The organism is Spirosoma sp. KUDC1026, assembly GCF_013375035.1.
In the GTDB taxonomy this organism is placed as follows: Bacteria; Bacteroidota; Bacteroidia; order Cytophagales; family Spirosomataceae; genus Spirosoma.
Genome location: NZ_CP056032.1, coordinates 1,573,245 through 1,592,726, shown reverse-complemented (window position 1 = coordinate 1,592,726; position 19,482 = coordinate 1,573,245). Strand labels below are relative to the sequence as shown.

Genomic DNA, 19,482 nt, shown 5'->3' with positions numbered 1-19,482 from the left:
TCATGGGCTCAACAACTTGTTCATTAATTGATTCCCCTTCGCCACTATTCGCTTCGGTCAATACTTGCCGTACTTGCCTTGTGTATAACCAGTCTTGGGCAATCTGGCTTTGCGCAGAAAAAACCGTCGAAACTACCTCGTCGGCACCCGGCGACCAATCACGGGGTGTCTGCACTAGGCAACCCCGCCCGGCTGCATTTCTGCGGGGAGGTTGTCCCGACCGAACAGGGGACGGTTTCATCAAAACTCGCGCTGGCGCTGGCAGGCAGCTCGGGTTACGTTCGGCATGTGCGCGGCTTGAAAGCGCGGTCCGCTCCGTTTTTTACCGTTATCGAGCCAATCCTGCGCAAGCACAGCATCCCGAACGATTTCAAGTATCTGCCTTTGATTGAAAGTGCCTGGCAGGCAAACGCGGTATCCTCGGCGGGGGCGGTTGGTTACTGGCAATTCATGGATGAAACAGCCCTGGATATGGGGCTTTCTATCACTCCCAGTAACGACGAACGTACAGACCTCCGTAAATCGACTGAAGCGGCCTGCCGATACCTGAAATTCCTTCATCAGAAGCTGGGCTCCTGGACCCTGGTGGCTGCCGCTTATAATGGTGGCGTAGGTATGGTGCAGCGCAAGATCGTTCGGGCGGGCCACCGCAACTACTACGCCATGGCCATGAACCCCGAAACGGGTTACTACCTTTACCGAATCCTGGCTATGAAGGAGTTATTTACCAACCCATCTTATGGCGTTGGTTCTGTTGGGATGATGCTGGCCGATATGGGTAACCCCTACGAGCAGGAGCGCGAGCAGGCCCGGCGGATGGGGTGGCTCCAGGACGAAGATCCTGAACCGGTTGGTGTCCCGGTCGAGTCGCTAGCCGATAATCGACCTCCGCAACGCAGCGAAGCCGTTCTTATGGACAGTCTGCTCTCCGATCTGCTGAAGCAACGAGCCGCCCACCCCACTATTTTTATGGGCGACGTAACAGCGCGGCTGCTCAAAGCGGGTATGTTAAAAGTTGGGCAGAGTTGGGCGTTTACGCTGACAGAAGACGTACAGATTGACGAAACGCAGCTACACAAAGGGGATTTTCTGTATGCCCTGATTGACGATATTGACCGGCAGGGAAACATCTTCTTCCGCGCGACGAAAGCCGTAACAGCCGATACTAATGCTACGGTTTCTCTCTCTTTGCTTGCTATCAACCCGGCTACCGGGCTGGCGGGCGTCCCAAAACCCAGGACTATCCAGAAAGGCTGGCAGGTGGACTGGAAGTTATAATCAGGACTTTTTCAGGGCTTTCCGATACGCAGCGAGAGCTCTCTCCCTGGCTTTCGTATGCTCAACCATGGGTTCTGGATAATCAGACGTACCGAATTCCGGCACCCACTGTTTGACGTACGTCTTGTCAGGATCAAACTTTTTAGCCTGTTCCGTCGGGTTGAACACCCGGAAATAGGGGGCAGCGTCCGTTCCTGAACCGGCAGCCCACTGCCAGCCGCCGTTGTTGGCCGACAGATCATAATCCCGCAGTTTCTTCCCAAAATACGCTTCACCCCACCGCCAGTCAATCAGCAGGTGTTTGCAGAGAAAGCTGGCCGTGATCATGCGAACGCGGTTGTGCATCCAGCCAATAGTGTTCAGCTGGCGCATTCCCGCGTCGACAATAGGGTAGCCTGTTTTTCCCTGACACCACTTCTCAAAATCGTCCTCGTTATTGCGCCAGGCTATTTTATCGTAGTCGTATCGAAACGAGTGTTTTTCAACGTGTGGGTTGTGATCAAGCACCTGAAAATAGAAATCCCGCCAGCAAAGCTCGTTCAGAAACGTTTTGTCCTTTGCTTTTTGCGCCTGTCGCGCCAATTCCCGGATACTGATCGTGCCGAATCGCAGGTGCATACTCAACTGGCTCGTGCCCCGTTTCAGGGCCGGATAGTCGCGCGTATCGCCGTAGCTATTCAGGAGCTTTCCGGAAACCGTTCGGGGCGGAATGTTGTCGTCAACGGGTTCGAAACACATATCGTTCAACGTTGGTATGGGCAGTGATTTTGTTTGGTAGAGCCGATCGACGTATTTTTTGGTCGGGTACGATTTCAGATAGAACTCGTCAAGTTTCTTATGCCAGCTTTTACTGTAGGGCGTATAAACGGTGTAGGGCTTATTCGTTTTGGTCAATACCTCATCCCGATCGAAAATTGTCTGATCCTTGCTGCTGTGGAATCCGATGCCCTTTTTATCGAGCAGTTCGCCGATGGTTTTATCCCGCTCTTTAGCGTACACCTCATAATCATAATTGGTGAACACGTCACTAATCGTGTACTCCTTGATTAATTCGTTCCACACGTCGACCGGTTTGCCGTAACGCACGACTATGGACGAACCGTACTCAGCCAGTTCGTCGCGCAGTCGGTTGATTTCCTGAACAAGAAACGTAACACGCCGATCGGCTTTGTCGTCCAGCTGATCCAGAATGATTTTGTCAAATATAAAAACCGGTACTACGGGGTGGCCGCTTCGGAGGGCGTGGTAGAAGGCAGCGTTGTCTTCAAGCCGCAAATCGCGCCGGAGCCACACAAGCGATAACGCTTCAGACATACATGAACAGAGTATTTTCTGACTAACGGCGGGGCAAACGCAAATGTTTACGCACGAAAAAGCCGCTCAGCAATACGTTGCTGAGCGGCTCTTGAAATGTATTACTTATTCGGGCTGAAAACGAAGCCGGACCGTATGCAGTTCCTCTGAATCATCACCGTATCCAACCAGTTTCTTACCCACTAATTGTTTGACAATAGTTGAGTTGAGCTCCTCATTTTTACTGAACACTTTCAGATTATTCAGCTCATTGGCGTCGTTTACCCGAAACTGAATCACCACGACCCCGGCCTGATGCGTTGACTTCATGGCGTCGGGATACGTAATGTATCTGGAAAGTTGCTGCTCCATGCTCGCTTTAGGAGCTTTTGTTTTTCGGTTTTTTTCTGGCGTAGCGGAGGCTTGCGTTGCCAGGAAGCCTACCAGCGAAAGAAAAAAGAGTGTCTTTTTCATGACTTCGTATGCGTTAAGTTAAAACAATGCCCACTCGCCCAATCCCTTATTCAGTCGTCGGGACTAATGTTATGTCAATATTACCAAATTATTACGTAATTGTTAAGATTTCAATGTTAAGTTTTCACCTTTTGGCAAAAACTTAACATTGAAAAAGCCAATTCTTCTCTCTCAAACGTCCATAACATCCAAAAACAAGACAAGGAAGCTACTTTATCAGCAGCTTCCTTGTCCTTCGCATCAGTTTCAATGTTAAGCCAATGTTAAGAAGCGACTTACTTTCTTAACACAGGAAGTTCAATTCGGGACGGATGCTCCCCGTCGTGGTGCAGTTTGATGGTAGCTTTTTTATAATCTGCGGCTTCGGCGTTCCCTATATTCAGGAAGGTCTGCGGATTACGATCAACCAGCGGGAACCACGAGTGCTGCACCTGAACCATCAGTTTATGACCTTTCTTGAATGTATGCATCACATCGGGCAACTGGAAGTTTACGGGCGTTACCTCACCCGGTTTGAACGGCTCAGGCTGGCTAAAGCTATTCCGAAATTTACCGCGTAATACCTCCGCCCGAACTAGTCGCTGGTACCTGGCCAGCGTCATTCCTTTAGCAGGCCCTTCGGTTGGTGTCGCAACTGTATCGGGTAATACATCGATAATCTTAACGATAAAGTCAGCATCCGTACCGGTCGTTGATGCAAATAAGCGTACATCAACCGGTCCGGCTACGGTCATATCCTGCAACAGCGGTTCGGTTTCAAAAACAACCACATCCGGCCGGTTCGCCACAAACCGCTGATCTTCAATCATATACTGATTATTCCGGCGGGACTGAACGCCGTCCGTATAAGGTACTGGCTTCTGCGGGTCGCTGACATACTCTTCAAATGACTTATTACCAGCTGGTTTGGTTGTTGACAGCCTGCCCGCTGGCTGCAGATACATAGCTTCTGGCTGAGCCGCTTTGGGCGGCCAGGCGTCGAAGGCCTGCCAGGTGTTCGTACCCGTATCGAACACCGAAGCTTCCGGCGCATCAAACTCACCTTTACCTTTCAGATAGAAGGCAAAGAACTTATTTTCCAGATTGTCCCGGTAGTATTTAGCGGTGTTCTGGCCAAACGAGAGTGGACCGAACTGGCTCCAGTCTTCCCGAGACCAGGCGCCGTGTGTCCAGGGTCCCATCACCAGCTTATTACTGTTTCCCGACGATTGCTTTTCAATGGCTTCGTAAGTACGTAGCGCGCCGAATAGATCCTCAGCGTCAAACCAGCCGCCTACCACGAGGGTGGCGGGTTTGACGTCTTTCAGATGGGTGCGGATGTTCCGGCTTTGCCAGTATGCATCATACGTATCATGTTCGAGATACTCATTCCAGATTTTCGAGCGATTGTTAAAATACGGCGCTTTGTTCGTGTTTTTTAGCGGTCCCAGATCCAGGAAGAACTGGTACGCATCTTTCGGCCGCCAGTTGAACAGCAGGTTATAATTTTCTACGAGTCCTTTGCGGGGAGAATCAAAATAATTCGTGAACGAGAAGTTGTCGAGCAGAAAGAAGGCGCCGTTATGCCGGGCATCATCGCCCATAAACTCGTCCGTAACGGGGGCCTGGGGCGATACGGCTTTCAGGGCCGGATGCGCGCTGGGCAGGGCGGCCGACGCGTAGAAACCGGGATAAGAAATCCCCATCATGCCAACGCGACCGTTGTTGTTCGGTATATTTTTAAGCAGCCACTCAATTGTGTCATACGTATCGGTGCTTTCGTCGGTGCCCGTTGTCGATTTAAGAGCAGCGCTTTTCTTGCCCTTCATGGGTGGTTGACCGGTTCTGCTGGCTTGATTTAGACCTGGCGTCATTTCTTCAAACTGGCCTTCACTCATATAGCGGCCCCGCACGTCCTGATAAACGAAAATATACTTCTCCTGCGACAACGCTCTTCCGGGACCAGGGCCGCGTTTGGGGTAGTTCGCTTCGCCATAGGGGCCAGCCGAATACGGTGTTCGCTCCATCAGGATTGGGTAACGGTTACTCGCGCCCGCGTCGGTTGGTACGTAGATAAGCGTGTACAGCTTGGTGCCATCCCGCATCGTGATCTGCCGGTCGAGTTTGGTATAGTTCTGCCGAACGAAAAGCGAGTCGGCGTTTGGCGACTGGGCAACGGCTGAAAAGCTAACGAGTCCGGAAAGTAAGCCCCCGAAAAGTGCAGCAAAACGAATCATTGATTCCTGATTAATGGTCATTAAACTAACTACAACGTCAAAAATGGTCGTCTGGCAACGGCGTAGGTCTGTTTGGCCGGCACCGATACGAGTTGCCGTTCGGGATACCGCAGCGCCGTCAGTTTTCCGCCAAACACGCAGCCCGTATCGACGTCGATGGCATTATTGATCCAGACCGGCTCGCTCACGGGCGTATGGCCATAGACCACAACCGCCTTTCCCTGGTAACTGGATGCCCAGTTGATCCGCACCGGCAGACCCTGAGCATCAACCTCGCCAGTTGTCTCGCCGAACAGGCAGAACGCCCGCACCGACTCCCCGCTACGTCCCTGCAGGTCTTCGCGCAGGCCGGCATGAGCAACAATCAGCCGCTTGTTGTCCAGGCGAATATAGTACGGCGTCCGCTCCAGAAAAGTTAATACCTGCTGCCGGAAAGCGGGTGGTTCAGCGTCGAGCTGCGCTATGGTTTCGGCCAGTCCGTGGGTCATGTCTACGTTCCGGCCGAGCAGTTTCCGGCGGAGTTTGTCATCGTGATTGCCCAGAACGGCCAGTGCTTTTCCCTGATCGACCAGTTGCATCACCAGCCGAAGCACCGCAACTGAATCAGGCCCCCGGTCGACCAGATCGCCAACAAAAACGATTTTCCGGCCCGTAGGCGACTGAAATGTAGCGGCTTCGTAACCCAGCTTGGCAAGAAGTTCGAGTAACTCTTCGTAACAGCCATGCACATCGCCAATGATATCAAAGGGTCCATCGGTGCGGGAGGCTTTCTGATGGATAACAGTCTGTTCGATCTCGTCTGGAGAGTCCAGCGTGTATATCGCCTGGAAGCCCTCGAAAGGCAGATTCCGGTCCAGGATCGGCATCATCTCGATCTGACGCTGGAGGATATCGGCCGAAAAATTCCGATCGGGACGGGCCTGATGCCGCCCGTTAAGTACCGATGCCGGTAGTCGGAATACCAGAGCGATAGCAATTACCCCGTACTGACGAGCCATGTCGAGGTATTCCCGCCGGTCGGTTGCTTTAAGGTTTGTGGCGTCAATTACCGTCAGCAGGCCGCGTTGCAGTCGTTTTTCGACAATAATACGCACCAGCCGGAACGCATCGCCCGTTACAGTCTGGTCATTTTCATCATCCGTCAGCACAGCCCGGTAATGATCGGACGAAACAATCTGGGTGGATTTAAAATGCCGACGGGCAAACGAGGATTTGCCGGCACTGCTCACCCCAATTAGCAGGACAAGTGCACGATGAGGAATTTCTATTTCCATGGTAGGGCTGGCGTCGGAAAACGGTAAGGTACCACCACCGGCCCGCAAAATCCAAGAGCCCACCCAGAAATTCTCTGGATGGGCTCTTGCTATATATTGTAGGGCACTCGCGCAAACTGTTAGCTTAGTGGGCTGGTTCCAGCTCGCGCTCCTGCTTTTTTACGCGGTCGTGTTTAATACGTAACAGAATACGTTTTTTGATGCGCATCCAGCGCTCGTACAAGGACGACTCTTTCAGGAAGTTCCAGTTTTCTTTTTTCTCTTCCTGCTTATGCTCTTCCGGGTCGTACAGCATGCCCGTGCAAAGGCAGTGCTTCCGATTGGTACGAGTCAGAATGTCGTAGTTGACGCAGCTGGAGCACCCTTTCCAGAACGAATCATCGCCTGGCAGTTCGTTTAGCGTAACCGGCTGATAACCCAGATCCGAATTGATCTTCATCACGGCCAGACTGGTCGTAATACCAATGATTTTGGCTTCCGGAAATTTCGCGCGCGACAGCTCGAAAGCTTTGGCTTTGATCCGGGTCGCGATACCGCTCTTCCGGTAATCCGGATGAACAATCAGGCCAGAGTTCGCTACGAACTTACCGTGCTCCCACGTTTCGACGTAGCAGAAGCCAACCCAGTCGCCCGACATGGTGGTTGCAATAATTGCCTTCCCTTCGAGCATCTTCTCCATCACATAGATCGGCGAGCGCTTGGCAATGCCCGTACCCCGGGCCTTGGCGCTTTCCTCCATTTCGTGACAGATACTTTCAGCCAGCCGCAGGTGGTTTTCGTTGGCTACCTGAACAATGAACTGATCGTTAACTACTTCGGGCGTTATCATTGTCTTTATATAAGCGGCCTGAATTTTACCGCTGATAGGATACATTGCCAGCACAGGCAAGCAGTCCTGAGAGTTTGTTTGGAATAAGTAAACGGGAAAAAGGCGTAAAAGGTCTACCGCATGGGCAAACAAATTTGCATAGTCCTTTCGGACCTAAACCGAAATGGCGTAGTATGGAAGAAGGTCGGTATGTATACGAGCTTTGCCATTGGTTTTTGCGCGAAAACGCGGGCAATTTTAGACAGATTACGCGGGTCTTGCAATAGAATAACGGATTTTTTTTTAGATAGTTCGTCAGCGGAAAAACATAATACTTCGTTAGTCGGTCTACCGAAGTAACTACGCAACCCTGCCATCCTTAGATTGTCTTTCCCCCGAAATGTTTAATGGCCCTACATTTTCTTCTTACCCATTGACGCTCAGCCAAAGTCGCCCGCTTCGCTACGTCGTTTTCTTTTATCTGTACGTGATGCAGGGCTTACCAGCCGGGTTCTCCCTGACCGCGCTGGCAAATTATCTAACGGCCGAAGGCGTCAGTTCGTCAGCCATCGGATCCTTTGCGGCTGTGGTGGGACTGCCCTGGGCGTTTCAATTTGTCTGGGGACCGCTCATCGACCGGTATCAACAGTCGACTATGGGACGCCGGAAGCCCTGGGTACTGGGGGCTCAGCTGCTGGCGTTTCTGGCGTCACTCGGTCTCCTGCTGGTCGACAATCCCGTTACGGAGGTGAAAACGCTGGGCTGGTTCTTCTTCGGACATAGCGTGTTTGCGGCCATTCAGGATGCAAGTGTTGACGCAATGGCCATTACGGTCATCAGCGAAGAGGAACGTGGTCGGGTTAACGCGTTCATGCGGGTCGGCTTTCTGGTAGGCACTGGCGTAGGGGCCGCTGTATTTTCTCAGATTCTACGCAGTTACGGGTTTTATACAGCCGCCTTAACTTTGTCTCTCTGCCTGTTTACCCTAACGATCTTTACGTTCTTTATCCGGGAACAAACCCAGGACCGATTACTCCCCTCTTTTCGACGGGCCTCCTCGTCGGTATTTTCCCGTGGAAATAGCGCTCTTACTACTGCTGCCGCTCCGGACAACGATTTCCAATGGCTCTTTACGGAATTATTCCGGGGGTTGTTTGCCCGAAAAAGTTTGTTGCTGTTTGGTGCTACAGTGCTGGCCTATGTCAGCATCAGTTTGTTTTCCCGCGCCTATAACTATCACCTGATTAAAAAACTGGGCTGGGCCGACACGTCGGTTTCGCTCCTGACCGGTACGTATGGGATGCTGGTTGCCGCCATCGTTGCGTTTACGGGAGGCTATATTGCTGATCGGATTGGTGCCCGGCGGCTGCTGGTTATCGTTACGGGTATTGTCGCCCTCTACCTTTTTGGCTTTAATGCATCTTCGGCTGCCTGGGTAAAACAGGAAGTCGCACAGGTTGGTCTGGTCACGCTTTATTTTATGGACCCCAGCATCAGTATCTCGGCTATGCCGGTGCTGATGGCCATTTGTCGAAAGGGCGTAGAAGGATCACAGTTTACGACCTATATGGCGTTCGTAAACCTCTCCGACATAGCAGGTTCCTTCCTGGCGGGGCATGCCCTAGCGTATATTGCGGCTCCGCAGATTGGTTTGCTGGCAAGTGGACTGGCGCTCGTTGCTATGTTGATCTGCCTGTTCACACTACGTCGGTATCGGCAGCTTGGGGCGTAAATCTCGTTTGAAATCCGCCCCGGCTGTGTTAACTTTGAGTATGGAAAATTTTGTGGTTTCGGCCCGCAAGTACCGCCCCGCTACGTTCGATACCGTCGTTGGGCAGGAACACATCACGACTACACTCAAGAACGCAATCAAGACCAATCACTTAGCGTCGGCGTTCTTGTTCTGCGGACCGCGTGGCGTAGGGAAGACAACCTGTGCCCGTATTTTAGCCAAAACCATCAATTGCCAGGAGTTAACGGCCGAGGGAGAAGCCTGCGACCAGTGCGACTCCTGCGTTAGCTTCCGGCAGAACGCGTCCTTTAATATTCACGAACTGGATGCCGCATCGAATAACTCGGTGGAGGATATTCGGAACCTGATCGATCAGGTTCGCTACCCACCCCAGTCGGGCAAGTACAAGATCTATATCATTGACGAGGTGCACATGCTCTCGTCGGCGGCTTTCAACGCCTTTCTGAAAACGCTGGAGGAGCCACCCACCTACGCCATTTTCATTCTGGCGACGACGGAGAAACACAAGATTCTGCCAACGATTCTGTCGCGCTGCCAGATTTTTGATTTCAACCGGATTCAGCCCGGTCATATTGCCGGTCACCTGGCGCAGATTGCGGAGAAAGAAGGTATTACCGCCGAAGGCGAAGCCCTTGATCTGATCGCTCAGAAAGCCGACGGCGGTCTTCGGGATGCGCTGTCTATGTTCGACCTGAACGTTACGTTCGCAGCCGACCGGATTATCCGGTACAAGGAAGTGCTGGATAACCTGCACATTCTGGACTACGATTATTACTTCAAACTGACTGATCACCTGCTGTCGGGCAATCTCTCCCAGAGTTTGCTGACTGTCGACGAGATCTTGCGTAAGGGGTTCGACGCCCACCAGTTTGTAGTAGGGCTGTGTCGCCACTTCCGGGATTTGCTGGTGTGTAAAGACGGCGCTACGGTTCAGCTGCTTCAGGTTACGGAGAACGTTCGTCGGCAATACCTCGATCAGTCGGCGCGCGCGCCCATGTCGTTTCTACTGTCGGCGCTGAGCCTGGGCGGTCAGTGCGACATGAACTACAAACAGGCCAAGGATCAGCGGCTGCACGTCGAACTCTGGCTGATGAAAGTGGCGAATCTGCGTAACGTGCTCGACTGGGATTCAATGCCCGACCGTAGCAGCTCGCCAGCTCCGGGCTTGCCCAGCGTATCTCCGGATTCCAGTGCCTTAAACGGCGCCGAAAAAAAAAACAGCAGTCCAGCCCCCAATGGACACCCGCAGTCCTCAACTAGCATAGCGGCTCAACCCACCGAGCAGCATCCCATTACCAGCGAGCCCATTAATGGCTATCAGACACAGGCGGCTCCGGCAGTCAATCATCCGACGGTAGAAATCTCGACCGGCGTCGGCAAGCGGGAGCCTGTTTTGGCAAGCCAGCCAGTGGCTTCGTCAGTAGCCACTGCCCCCGAGCGGCCCCGGCCCGCGATGCCAGCCCCGACCCGTCCGGCCACCAGCCGCCTTCGGTCGACTGTGTCGCTAAACACCAGCGTTATGCAGTCGGGATCAGCAGACACGGAAACCATTACGGTAGCTGCCCCTACCCGACCCGACAAACCCTTTGCGATGGAAGATTTGCAGGCGACCTGGAATGCGTTCGCCCGGCTTCGGCATCAGCAATATGATTCAGCAACGGAGCAACTGGTGCTGAATCGATCCCTAGTTCTTGAGGGGACGACTATTCAAATCACCCTGGACAATACGTTACAGGTAGGCTACCTGACGGACTTAAAACCAGATTTGATGGGTTACCTGCGGGAGCAGCTGCAGAACAGCCAGATTCAGCTGGAGCACACGGTTACGGTGCAGGAGGTAAAGAAGATGATTTACAGCTCGCAGGACAAGTTCAACTTTATGGCCGAGAAAAACCCGGCGCTGCTTGAACTGCGCAAAGTCCTGAATCTGGAGGTGGACTATTAATACATTCGTAGGATCTAAGCTATTGCCGGCGGAGTGTGCGCCCGTTTTCTGCCGTAGACATTTGGCACGCGGGAACGTAGCGTAGTACGCAGCTTTTGGGGTTCGGCGATAATCCGGGCACCAGTCCAGGTGGCAGCAATCACCATCCCGGCGGCAATTAAAATGATGTCTTTCAGAATATACTGAGCGGCCAGGCTGGGTGCGTGTCCCGGCCCCGAAAAAAGCTCAGTTGGAAAGAGGACTATCGGCGCCATAGCTCCCGCCATCTGCACGGCCATCAACCACACGCCAACGCGCAGAAACCGTCCTGTTAGAAAGCAAATTCCGATAATGCATTCCAGACCAGCTACAAAATTCATGGCATTGTGGCCAGAGAATAGTCCCAGTGTTAGAATAACCGTTGTTCGGGTAGCTAACGATTCAATGGGACTGATGCCAGGGAAGAATTTCAGTACCCCAAAACCAAAGAAAACAAGGCCTAGGCAAATCCGAAGAATTGTAATGCTATGAGCCACCAGCCATATATTAATCCTGACATCCAGTCGCTCGAAGCGCTCAAATAAAGTGATCAGCGTTTTCATAACAATTCATTTACGGGTTTGTAAATTTCTTTGAAACTACTAACGGGGATACCCAAATAATAGATTGATAGTCAGGCATTAAAATATAGCAAACAAGCTACAGCCTGTCTGGGGGCCGATTCTCATCGAAAAATTATTTTATCCGGTATTCAGCTACTCTTTAAACGCTTTCCCTTCCTTAATCAACGATTTGTAAGCACCGACGTTGAGTGCTTTCCCGTAGTACGCCTTCGCCTGACTTCTGTTGTTTGAACGGGCGGCAATGCGGGCCAGCCCTGCATACGCCATAGCGTGGTATTCTTTCGTGTAAGCCTCGTTGAAAGGCAGTTTGAGGGCGGCTTGGTAGTTGGCGCTGGCGGTTTTATCATCCCGCTCATCCTGTTCGTCCAGGATGCCGTCGAAGACAAGCACTGCCATAGCGGCCATCTGATTAGTGCTCTGTTTGAGACGCTGCACATACGGTTTTGCCTCGCTGTAGCGCCCCGCCAGTAGTAAAGCCTCTGCATGGCGCATGACGTAGAGTGGATTGGCGGGGTATTTATCGACCAGATATTTCGAGTATAACGCGGCCTTCTGCGGGTTCATCTCATGCTTCAGGTAGATATGGGCCAGGTAGTAGTTGGCCCCCGCCCGCATCAGTACGCCTTTCCGTGACGCTACGTCCATTTGCTTTAAGCCCAGCTGCATATCTCCATCCTGAAAGAAAAACATGAACGGCCGAACCACAGCGTGATCCATTGGGTAGCGCTCTACGTAGTAATTGTACATGCCCGTTGTCAGGAAAAAATCCGGGCTTTGCTCCTGCATCCCAAACCCCTGTTTGAGGTACGGATACGCCTTCTTGGCTTCATTAACCGCTTTCAGCGACTCGTTTTTATTGGTGTACATGAGCGCCAGATAGCTATGTGCTGTCAATGCAAACAGTACGCCTTCCGGATCCTTTTCGTTACGTTCCAGCATTTTCCTGGCCAGTTCCAGTCCCTGATTGGCCGCCTGTATGTACAGACTAGCGGCAGTCGGGTTCTGCTCGACGGGAACGTACTGCTGTTCCAGCAGTGTAGCCCGAAGAATGGGTCCTATCGGATGCTGCGGATAACGGGTCTGAAGCTGGCGTATTAACGTATTAGCTTCGGCAAACTCCTGACCGTAAATAGCGTCGAGTGTTTTGACGACCGTTTGCTGGACGGCGGCATCGGTCAGCACCTGTGCCTGTCCAGAAACGGGCAGGCTGAACGATAAAATCAGGAAACTATACTGTAGAAGAAGTCTGAAGGATGTCAAGATGGGGCGTTTGATTCTATACGGCCATAACCGTACTTTTGTTAAGTGCGTATTACGTAACGAGGGCAATACGCAAAAGTTTTTCTATGATCCATTACGAACAATTTACGCTGGATAATGGCCTGCGGGTATTCGTCCACGAAGACGAATCGACCCCTATGGCGGCCGTTAATATTTTATACAACGTTGGCTCTCGTGACGAAGACCCTGACCGGACGGGCTTCGCTCATTTGTTCGAACACCTGATGTTTGGCGGCTCAACCCACATTCCAAATTACGACGAGCCACTGCAGAAAGTCGGCGGGGAGAATAACGCGTTTACCAGCCCCGATATTACAAATTATTACATTACGCTCCCGGCCGCTAACCTGGAAACAGCTTTCTGGCTGGAATCGGACCGGATGCTGAGCCTGTCGTTTGATCCGCAGGTGCTGGACGTCCAGCAGAAGGTTGTCATCGAAGAATTCAAACAGCGGTACCTGAATCAGCCGTACGGCGATGTCTGGCTGAAACTTCGTCCGCTGGCCTACAAAGAGCATCCTTACCGCTGGGCGACGATTGGTAAAGACATCAGCCACATCGAACATGCTACGCTGGGCGACGTTAAAGACTTCTTTTTCAAGTATTACCTGCCGAACAACGCCATTCTGGTCGTGGCAGGAAACGTAACGGTTGAGCAGATAAAGCAACTGTGCGATAAGTGGTTTGCGCCCATTCCGGCGGGTACCCCTTACGTTCGGCAGTTGCCGCAGGAAATGAAGCAGACCGAAGCCCGCAAGCTGGAAGCCAGCGCCAAAGTGCCGCTGGACAGCCTCTATAAAGCGTACCACGTACCGGGCCGGTTTGCGCCGGGTTACCATACCGCTGATCTGATCAGCGACATTCTGGGACGTAGCAAGTCGTCGCGTCTGTATCAGAAACTACTGCGCGACAATCCGTTGTTCAGTAATATTGGCGCTTACCTCACCGCATCGCTGGACCCTGGTTTGCTGGTGGTGCAGGGTACGCTCAATGCCGGTGTTACGCTGGAAGAAGCCGATGCCGCCGTGGAAGCTGTGATTCAGGAGCTGATTGACCAGCCTATTTCTGACGCGGAACTGAGCAAAGTAAAAAACCAGGCCGAGGCCTCGCTGGCTTTTGCCGAAGTTGAACTACTGAACCGGGCCATGAATCTGGCCTATGCCGCCAACGCGGGTGACCCGGAGCTGGTTAACCAGGAAGCAGCGCAGATTCAGGCCATTACGTCCGATGATTTGCAAACGATAGCGCAGCAGATTCTCCGCAAAGACAACTGCTCGACGCTATACTATCGCCGGGCCGAGGAAGAAGTAGCGGCCTAACGGTTAGCATTTGATCACTATGGAAATCACCTACGATCCCAAGCCGCTCACCGCCGAGCAGTTGCAGGCACTTTCGCAGGACGTGAAGAAGGTCTTAACCGAACTCTACGGCGACCGGCTCGACTGCGTTGTGCTGTTCGGTTCATACGCCCGGGGTGATTTCCATAACGAATCCGACGTCGATTATCTTGTTGTACTTCGGGATGAAATGGTCAATAGCGCCAGAGAGATCAGACTTATGGTCGACGTCACTTACGATTTATGCGATAAATACGACGCACTGGTAGCTGTAAAACCAGCCACGCTGACTAAGTATCAACAATCACCGTTGCCTTTTTACGAGAACGTTCGCCGGGAAGGGCATTTGATATGAATTCAGCGATCGCGTCATACATGTCGCTTGCCGAGCAATGCATACAAGATGCCCGGTCATTGTATAAAAACGGCAGTTATCGCAGTGCCGCCAACCGTGCCTACTACGCTTATTTCGACGCCGTTCGTGCACTGCTTGTTAGTAAAAACGTCATTATCAAATCGCATTCGGCAATCAGAGCACTTTTTGGCGAGCATTTCGTTAAGGAAGGGCCGTTCGAGAAACAGGACGCTAAAAATTTTCACGAGCTTTTTTTGCTTAGACAGCACAGTGATTACGAAATCGATGAAGACATCCCGTCAAGTGATGTCTTCGAGGCTATCGAGTTAGCCGCTGACTTTTTGATTCAAACCGAAGCCTATCTTCGGGAAAACCAGTTCTCTTCATGAAAATACGCGTAGGGCAAGGCTACGATGTGCATAAACTAGCCGAAGGGCGTCCATTCTGGCTCGGCGGAATTCTGATTCCTTCTTCGTTTGGGGCAGTGGGCCACTCCGATGCCGATGTGGTCTGTCACGTTCTGTGCGACGCGCTTTTGGGAGCCGCTAACATGCGCAATATCGGTTACCACTTCTCAGACAAAGACCCGCGCTGGAAGGGTGTGGACAGTAAACATCTGCTGACTGAAGTCCTCAAGATGGTACGTGGTGCTGGCTATGAAGTGTCGAACGTAGACGTAACGGTTGTTCTTCAGGAGCCTAAGCTCAACCCCCATATTCCAGCTATGAAAACCTGCTTGGCGGAGGTCATGGCCATTCCAGAAGAAGATATTTCCATTAAAGCCACTACGTCCGAACACATCGGATTTGTGGGGAGGGGCGAGGGCATTGCCGCTCACTGCGTCGCGTTGATTTACCGGGATTAATTGCTTACACTAAAACAACCTGCTCATGAAATATCTATCCTGCCTGGCTATCCTGTTACTGACGGGACTGACCGCCTATGGCCAGAATCAGAAACCTGCCGAGCCCCTCGGCTTCGAAGAATACGATCCCGTTTCGACGCTAAAGGTACCGGAGCATAAACTGACGCAATCGAAGTATCCGTTCATTGATGTACACAACCACCAATGGAACATGGACGAGGCTAACCTGAACCCGCTCATCGCGCAGATGGATAGCCTCAACATGGGTATCATGATCAACCTGAGCGGTCGGGGTTGGGGCAGTGTTGAGCAGGGAACCAAGTTTTTCGATCAGTCACTGGCCAACGCTCGCAAAACAGCCCCCAAACGGCTGGCGTTGTTTACGAACCTGAACTTTGAAGATATCGGCCGGAAGGGCTGGACGGAAGAAGCCGTTCAACTGCTGGAGCAGGACGTAAAGAAAGGAGCCAAAGGGCTTAAAATTTATAAGAACCTGGGCCTGGACAAAATGGACGAAAGTGGCCGGGTGCGGGTCGATGATCCACGACTGGACGCTATCTGGGACAAATGCGGGGAGCTGGGCATCCCGGTGCTTATCCACACGGCCGACCCTAAATCGTTCTGGGATCCAATGGACCGCTATAATGAGCGCTGGCTCGAACTCAAACTCCACGCGGGTCGCCGGCGATCGGCGAATAATCCCGTTCCCTGGGAAACGCTGCTGGCCGAGCAGCACAATGTATTCCGAAAACACCCTAAAACGACGTTTATTGCCGCTCATATGGGCTGGTTTCCCAATGACCTTAATAAACTCGACAGTCTGATGACGGTGTTTCCGAACATGAACGTCGAAATCGGGGCCGTTATCGCTGAGTTAGGTCGCCAGCCACGGGCGTCGCGTAAGTTCTTCGAGAAGTATCAGGACCGGATTCTATTTGGAAAAGATAGCTGGGTCCCATCCGAGTACGCCACGTATTTCCGGGTGCTGGAAACGGACGACGAATACTTCCCCTATCACAAGAAATACCACGCGTTCTGGCGCATGTATGGCATGGCACTACCGGATGAAATCCTGAAAAAGGTTTACTATAAAAATGCCCTGCGTATCATTCCCGGTTTGGATAAGAGTCAGTTCCCTAATTAATTTTTGCCCGGTGACGCTATATATTGCCCCGTCACCGGGCTTTTTGTATCCATGATTATCACCGCCATAACCCTCTATCAGTACAACATTCCGCTGAAGGCACCCATTGCTATTTCGCTGGGGACCATCGAGCACGCCCGTAATTTACTGGTCCAGATTCAAACGGATGAGGCTGTTACGGGCTGGGGCGAGGGTTCGCCGTTCTGGATGATCGTGGGTGAAACACAGGCCTCGGGACTGGCCGCAGCCGAGGACATGGCCCGGCTCCTGATCGGACAAAATCCGCTCGCTATCGAAACCTGCCTGGCTACGCTGACGCGTTATCTGCCCGGTCACCCCACGACGCGCTCAGCCTTCGACATGGCGTTGTATGATATTGCTGCCAAAGCCGCCAATATGCCTCTGTACCAGTTTTTAGGGGGAAGCAAACGGACGCTGGTTACCGACGAAACGATCTACATTAGTACGCCGGAGCGCATGGCCGATGATGCCCTACGGATACAGGCGCAGGGGGCCGAGGCAATTAAGGTCAAGCTGGGTACAAATCTGCGCGATGATGTCCATCGTATCGCAGCCATTCGGGAAGCTATCGGCGACGTAACGCCCATCCGTACCGACGCCAATCAGGGCTGGGATGTGGTGACGGCGCAGGGTGTGTTACGTACCATTGGCTCCTGGAACGTGCAGTACTGCGAGCAGCCCATCAAACGACAGAACGTAACAGGATTACGTCAGATTCGACAACAGTCGCCGGTGCCGATCATGGCCGACGAATCGCTGTTTGACGCTAGCGACGCGATCCGGCTGGTACGCGAAGAGGCCGTCGATTATTTCAACATCAAACTTTCAAAAAGTGGGGGCATTTTCGAAGCACTTAGCATCAATGCCATCGCCGAAGCAGCCGGTATCCCCTGCATGATTGGCTGCATGTCGGAGTCGCGGCTGGGACTGACGGCCAACGCTCATTTTGCTGCTGCCCGTCAGAATATCGTTTTTTATGACCTGGACGGCTGTTTTGAGCATGCCAGTGATCCGATTGAGGGCGGTATTACCTACACGGGTTACGTGATTAGTCTTCCCGATACCCCAGGCATCGGTGCCAGCATTGATGCTACGTTTTTGAAGCAGTGCTCCAGTAAGCTTGTTTCTCTTTCGTAATGATTACGATTACCACCGTCCAGTCACCAGCCGATGTGCAGGGAATCCTCACGCTGCAACAGGCCAACCTCCGCCAGCATTTATCGCTTGACGCCCAGATAGACCAGGGATTTGTGACGGTTAACCACGATCCCGAGGTTCTCACGCGCATGAATGCCGCTGCTCCCAGCGTTATTGCTAAAGACGGCGATACAGTAGTAGGCTACTGTCTGACAATGCTGCCCGAATTCGCGAACGACATTCCCGAGTTACTACCGCTGTTTGAGTCTGTTAATACGATTGTGTATCAGGGGAAACCCATGCGTAAACAGGCGTATTACGTCATGGGACAGGTCTGCGTTGGCGCGGGCTACCGGGGGCAGCAGGTTTTCGACCGGATGTACCAGCACCAACGGGAGGTGTACAGTGGTCAGTATCATTTGCTTATAACAGACATTTCGGAGAAAAATACGCGGTCCCAGCGTGCCCACGAGCGGGTCGGTTTCAAACCGCTGGAAACGTTTTATGACCCAACGCTGAGAGAGAACTGGATCGTTGTGGTGTGGGACTGGCAGGCGTAGCATAAACCCTTGCATCGCCGGTCCGTTTTTACGCGTAGGAGTGAGTTACTCGACCGTTTATTTCCTTTATTCATTTCCAACCAATGGGAAAGAAAATTGCTCTTGGTAGTATAGGTCTCTTACTCATTCTCATTGCCTGGCAATGGGAGCTGGTCAGCTACGGCTGGATGCAGGCCAAGGGGCAATTGACTATTTTATGGAACACCAAACCCGTAGCGGACGTACTGGCAGATCCGGCCTATCCGGACTCGTTGAAACAGAAAATTAAACTAATCCAGGAAATAAAGCGTTTTTCCATTGATTCCTTAGGGCTAGATCCGTCGGGAAGCTACGAGTCGTTCTACGATCAGCAGGGAAAACCAATCCTCTGGGTCATTACTGCCGCCCAGCCGTATCAACTGGTTGCCCAACAATGGCACTTCCCGATTCTGGGAACATTTTCGTACAAGGGTTTCTTCGAAAAGGACCGTGCCGACCAGCAGCTGGAGGAGCTAAAGACAGAGGGACTGGACACACGGGTCGGGGAAGTATCGGCCTGGTCGACGCTGGGCTTTCTGAATGATCCGATACTATCCAGTTTTCTGGCCCGTTCAGAGGGGAGTCTGGCCGAACTGATTATTCACGAGTTGACACATGGCACGCTGTTTGTAAAAAACAGTCTGGAGTATAACGAGAACCTGGCCGACTTTGTGGGAGAATACGGCGCGGCTCGCTTTCTGGCTCAGAAATACGGACCAGCGTCAGTTCAGTACAAGGACTACGAAGCTGCAAAGGTGTTCTACGGCCGGTATGATGAGCATGTGTTGAAGGGAGCTCAGTTACTCGATAGTTTATACAAATCGTTTAAACCGACAACGTCGGTAGCCATCAAAGATTCACTGAAGTGGCAAACGATCCGGCAGATTGTGGTTAGCTCCGATACGATCCGGGACGAACGCAGTCAGTCTAGGGTACGTTCAGTAAAAAAAGGGCGGCTGGAAAAACTAAAGCTGCCCAACAACGCGTATTTTATTGGTTATCTGACGTATCGGAAGCAGCAGAATCGCTTCCGGCAGGAATTTGAAAAACAATTTAACAGCGACTTTACCCGCTATCTAACATACCTGAAGCAAACCTATCCATCTTTTTAAAAGCCAGAT

18 protein-coding genes are annotated in these 19,482 nt (G+C 52.2%); 11 read left to right on the top strand and 7 right to left on the bottom strand.

Annotation, left to right across the window (positions count from 1 at the left end):
• Positions 1-27: 27 nt before the first annotated feature.
• Positions 28-1,278 carry a lytic transglycosylase domain-containing protein gene (locus HU175_RS06775; protein ID WP_228724349.1) on the top strand — a complete coding sequence of 417 codons (1,251 nt, stop codon included), beginning with the start codon at positions 28-30 and terminating at the stop codon, positions 1,276-1,278.
• Here HU175_RS06775 and HU175_RS06770 read toward each other — a convergent pair whose 3' ends face one another.
• From HU175_RS06770 to HU175_RS06750, 5 genes are all read right to left on the bottom strand, one after another.
• Entirely contained in the window at positions 1,279-2,592 is a 1,314-nt protein-coding gene (locus HU175_RS06770) for a cryptochrome/photolyase family protein (protein ID WP_176565864.1), read from the bottom strand.
• Positions 2,593-2,697: 105 nt separating this feature from the next.
• Complete coding sequence (locus tag HU175_RS06765; RefSeq protein ID WP_176565863.1) at positions 2,698-3,045, bottom strand: hypothetical protein; 348 nt, start codon at positions 3,043-3,045, stop codon at positions 2,698-2,700.
• A gap of 275 nt (positions 3,046-3,320) precedes the next feature.
• Positions 3,321-5,261 carry a CocE/NonD family hydrolase gene (locus HU175_RS06760; protein ID WP_176565862.1) on the bottom strand — a complete coding sequence of 647 codons (1,941 nt, stop codon included), beginning with the start codon at positions 5,259-5,261 and terminating at the stop codon, positions 3,321-3,323.
• 29 nt (positions 5,262-5,290) lie between these two features.
• On the bottom strand, positions 5,291-6,535 hold the full coding sequence (locus HU175_RS06755; RefSeq protein WP_176565861.1) for an AAA family ATPase: 1,245 nt from the start codon (positions 6,533-6,535) through the stop codon (positions 5,291-5,293).
• Between the two features lie 124 nt (positions 6,536-6,659).
• Positions 6,660-7,364, bottom strand: coding sequence for a GNAT family N-acetyltransferase (locus tag HU175_RS06750; RefSeq protein WP_176565860.1), 705 nt, complete (start codon positions 7,362-7,364; stop codon positions 6,660-6,662).
• 412 nt (positions 7,365-7,776) lie between these two features.
• Here HU175_RS06750 and HU175_RS06745 point away from each other — a divergent pair, with 412 nt between their 5' ends.
• Together HU175_RS06745 and HU175_RS06740 are read left to right on the top strand one after the other, a co-directional pair.
• Complete coding sequence (locus HU175_RS06745; RefSeq protein WP_228724348.1) at positions 7,777-9,075, top strand: MFS transporter; 1,299 nt, start codon at positions 7,777-7,779, stop codon at positions 9,073-9,075.
• Positions 9,076-9,115: 40 nt separating this feature from the next.
• On the top strand, positions 9,116-11,041 hold the full coding sequence (locus tag HU175_RS06740; protein ID WP_176565858.1) for a DNA polymerase III subunit gamma/tau: 1,926 nt from the start codon (positions 9,116-9,118) through the stop codon (positions 11,039-11,041).
• 14 nt (positions 11,042-11,055) lie between these two features.
• Here HU175_RS06740 and HU175_RS06735 read toward each other — a convergent pair whose 3' ends face one another.
• Positions 11,056-11,622, bottom strand: a complete 567-nt coding sequence (locus HU175_RS06735) for a DoxX family protein (protein ID WP_176565857.1) — start codon at positions 11,620-11,622, stop codon at positions 11,056-11,058.
• A 153-nt stretch (positions 11,623-11,775) separates the two neighbouring features.
• Positions 11,776-12,903, bottom strand: a complete 1,128-nt coding sequence (locus HU175_RS06730; RefSeq protein WP_228724347.1) for a hypothetical protein — start codon at positions 12,901-12,903, stop codon at positions 11,776-11,778.
• 86 nt (positions 12,904-12,989) lie between these two features.
• Between HU175_RS06730 and HU175_RS06725 the strand changes: the two genes are divergently transcribed.
• From HU175_RS06725 to HU175_RS06690, 8 genes are all read left to right on the top strand, one after another.
• On the top strand, positions 12,990-14,243 hold the full coding sequence (locus HU175_RS06725) for a M16 family metallopeptidase (RefSeq protein ID WP_176565856.1): 1,254 nt from the start codon (positions 12,990-12,992) through the stop codon (positions 14,241-14,243).
• Between the two features lie 19 nt (positions 14,244-14,262).
• A complete protein-coding gene (locus tag HU175_RS06720; protein WP_176565855.1) occupies positions 14,263-14,616 on the top strand; it encodes a nucleotidyltransferase domain-containing protein in 354 nt (117 codons plus the stop codon).
• A 20-nt stretch (positions 14,617-14,636) separates the two neighbouring features.
• Positions 14,637-15,005, top strand: a complete 369-nt coding sequence (locus HU175_RS06715; RefSeq protein ID WP_176565854.1) for a HEPN domain-containing protein — start codon at positions 14,637-14,639, stop codon at positions 15,003-15,005.
• Positions 15,002-15,481, top strand: a complete 480-nt coding sequence (ispF, locus tag HU175_RS06710; protein WP_176565853.1) for a 2-C-methyl-D-erythritol 2,4-cyclodiphosphate synthase — start codon at positions 15,002-15,004, stop codon at positions 15,479-15,481. Before HU175_RS06715 ends, ispF begins: the two co-directional genes overlap by 4 nt.
• 25 nt (positions 15,482-15,506) lie before the next feature.
• The gene (locus HU175_RS06705) at positions 15,507-16,625 is read left to right on the top strand and encodes an amidohydrolase family protein (protein ID WP_176565852.1); all 1,119 of its coding nucleotides are present in this window, start codon (positions 15,507-15,509) and stop codon (positions 16,623-16,625) included.
• A 51-nt stretch (positions 16,626-16,676) separates the two neighbouring features.
• Entirely contained in the window at positions 16,677-17,783 is a 1,107-nt protein-coding gene (locus HU175_RS06700) for a mandelate racemase/muconate lactonizing enzyme family protein (RefSeq protein ID WP_176565851.1), read from the top strand.
• Positions 17,783-18,343, top strand: coding sequence for a GNAT family N-acetyltransferase (locus HU175_RS06695; protein ID WP_176565850.1), 561 nt, complete (start codon positions 17,783-17,785; stop codon positions 18,341-18,343). Before HU175_RS06700 ends, HU175_RS06695 begins: the two co-directional genes overlap by 1 nt.
• 83 nt (positions 18,344-18,426) lie before the next feature.
• Complete coding sequence (locus HU175_RS06690; protein ID WP_176565849.1) at positions 18,427-19,473, top strand: aminopeptidase; 1,047 nt, start codon at positions 18,427-18,429, stop codon at positions 19,471-19,473.
• The last annotated feature ends 9 nt before the right edge of the window (positions 19,474-19,482 follow it).

Bases quoted from the DNA above. Each gene is read 5' to 3' on its own strand.
- HU175_RS06740 (WP_176565858.1), top strand. From the start codon at position 9,116: ATGGAAAATTTTGTGGTTTCGGCCCGCAAGTACCGCCCCGCTACGTTC.
- HU175_RS06720 (WP_176565855.1), top strand. From the start codon at position 14,263: ATGGAAATCACCTACGATCCCAAGCCGCTCACCGCCGAGCAGTTGCAG.
- HU175_RS06715 (WP_176565854.1), top strand. From the start codon at position 14,637: ATGTCGCTTGCCGAGCAATGCATACAAGATGCCCGGTCATTGTATAAA.
- ispF (WP_176565853.1), top strand. From the start codon at position 15,002: ATGAAAATACGCGTAGGGCAAGGCTACGATGTGCATAAACTAGCCGAA.
- HU175_RS06700 (WP_176565851.1), top strand. From the start codon at position 16,677: ATGATTATCACCGCCATAACCCTCTATCAGTACAACATTCCGCTGAAG.
- HU175_RS06725 (WP_176565856.1), top strand. From the start codon at position 12,990: ATGATCCATTACGAACAATTTACGCTGGATAATGGCCTGCGGGTATTC.
- HU175_RS06760 (WP_176565862.1), bottom strand. From the start codon at position 5,261: ATGATTCGTTTTGCTGCACTTTTCGGGGGCTTACTTTCCGGACTCGTT.
- HU175_RS06770 (WP_176565864.1), bottom strand. From the start codon at position 2,592: ATGTCTGAAGCGTTATCGCTTGTGTGGCTCCGGCGCGATTTGCGGCTT.
- HU175_RS06705 (WP_176565852.1), top strand. From the start codon at position 15,507: ATGAAATATCTATCCTGCCTGGCTATCCTGTTACTGACGGGACTGACC.
- HU175_RS06690 (WP_176565849.1), top strand. From the start codon at position 18,427: ATGGGAAAGAAAATTGCTCTTGGTAGTATAGGTCTCTTACTCATTCTC.
- HU175_RS06755 (WP_176565861.1), bottom strand. From the start codon at position 6,535: ATGGAAATAGAAATTCCTCATCGTGCACTTGTCCTGCTAATTGGGGTG.
- HU175_RS06735 (WP_176565857.1), bottom strand. From the start codon at position 11,622: ATGAAAACGCTGATCACTTTATTTGAGCGCTTCGAGCGACTGGATGTC.
- HU175_RS06695 (WP_176565850.1), top strand. From the start codon at position 17,783: ATGATTACGATTACCACCGTCCAGTCACCAGCCGATGTGCAGGGAATC.
- HU175_RS06750 (WP_176565860.1), bottom strand. From the start codon at position 7,364: ATGATAACGCCCGAAGTAGTTAACGATCAGTTCATTGTTCAGGTAGCC.
- HU175_RS06765 (WP_176565863.1), bottom strand. From the start codon at position 3,045: ATGAAAAAGACACTCTTTTTTCTTTCGCTGGTAGGCTTCCTGGCAACG.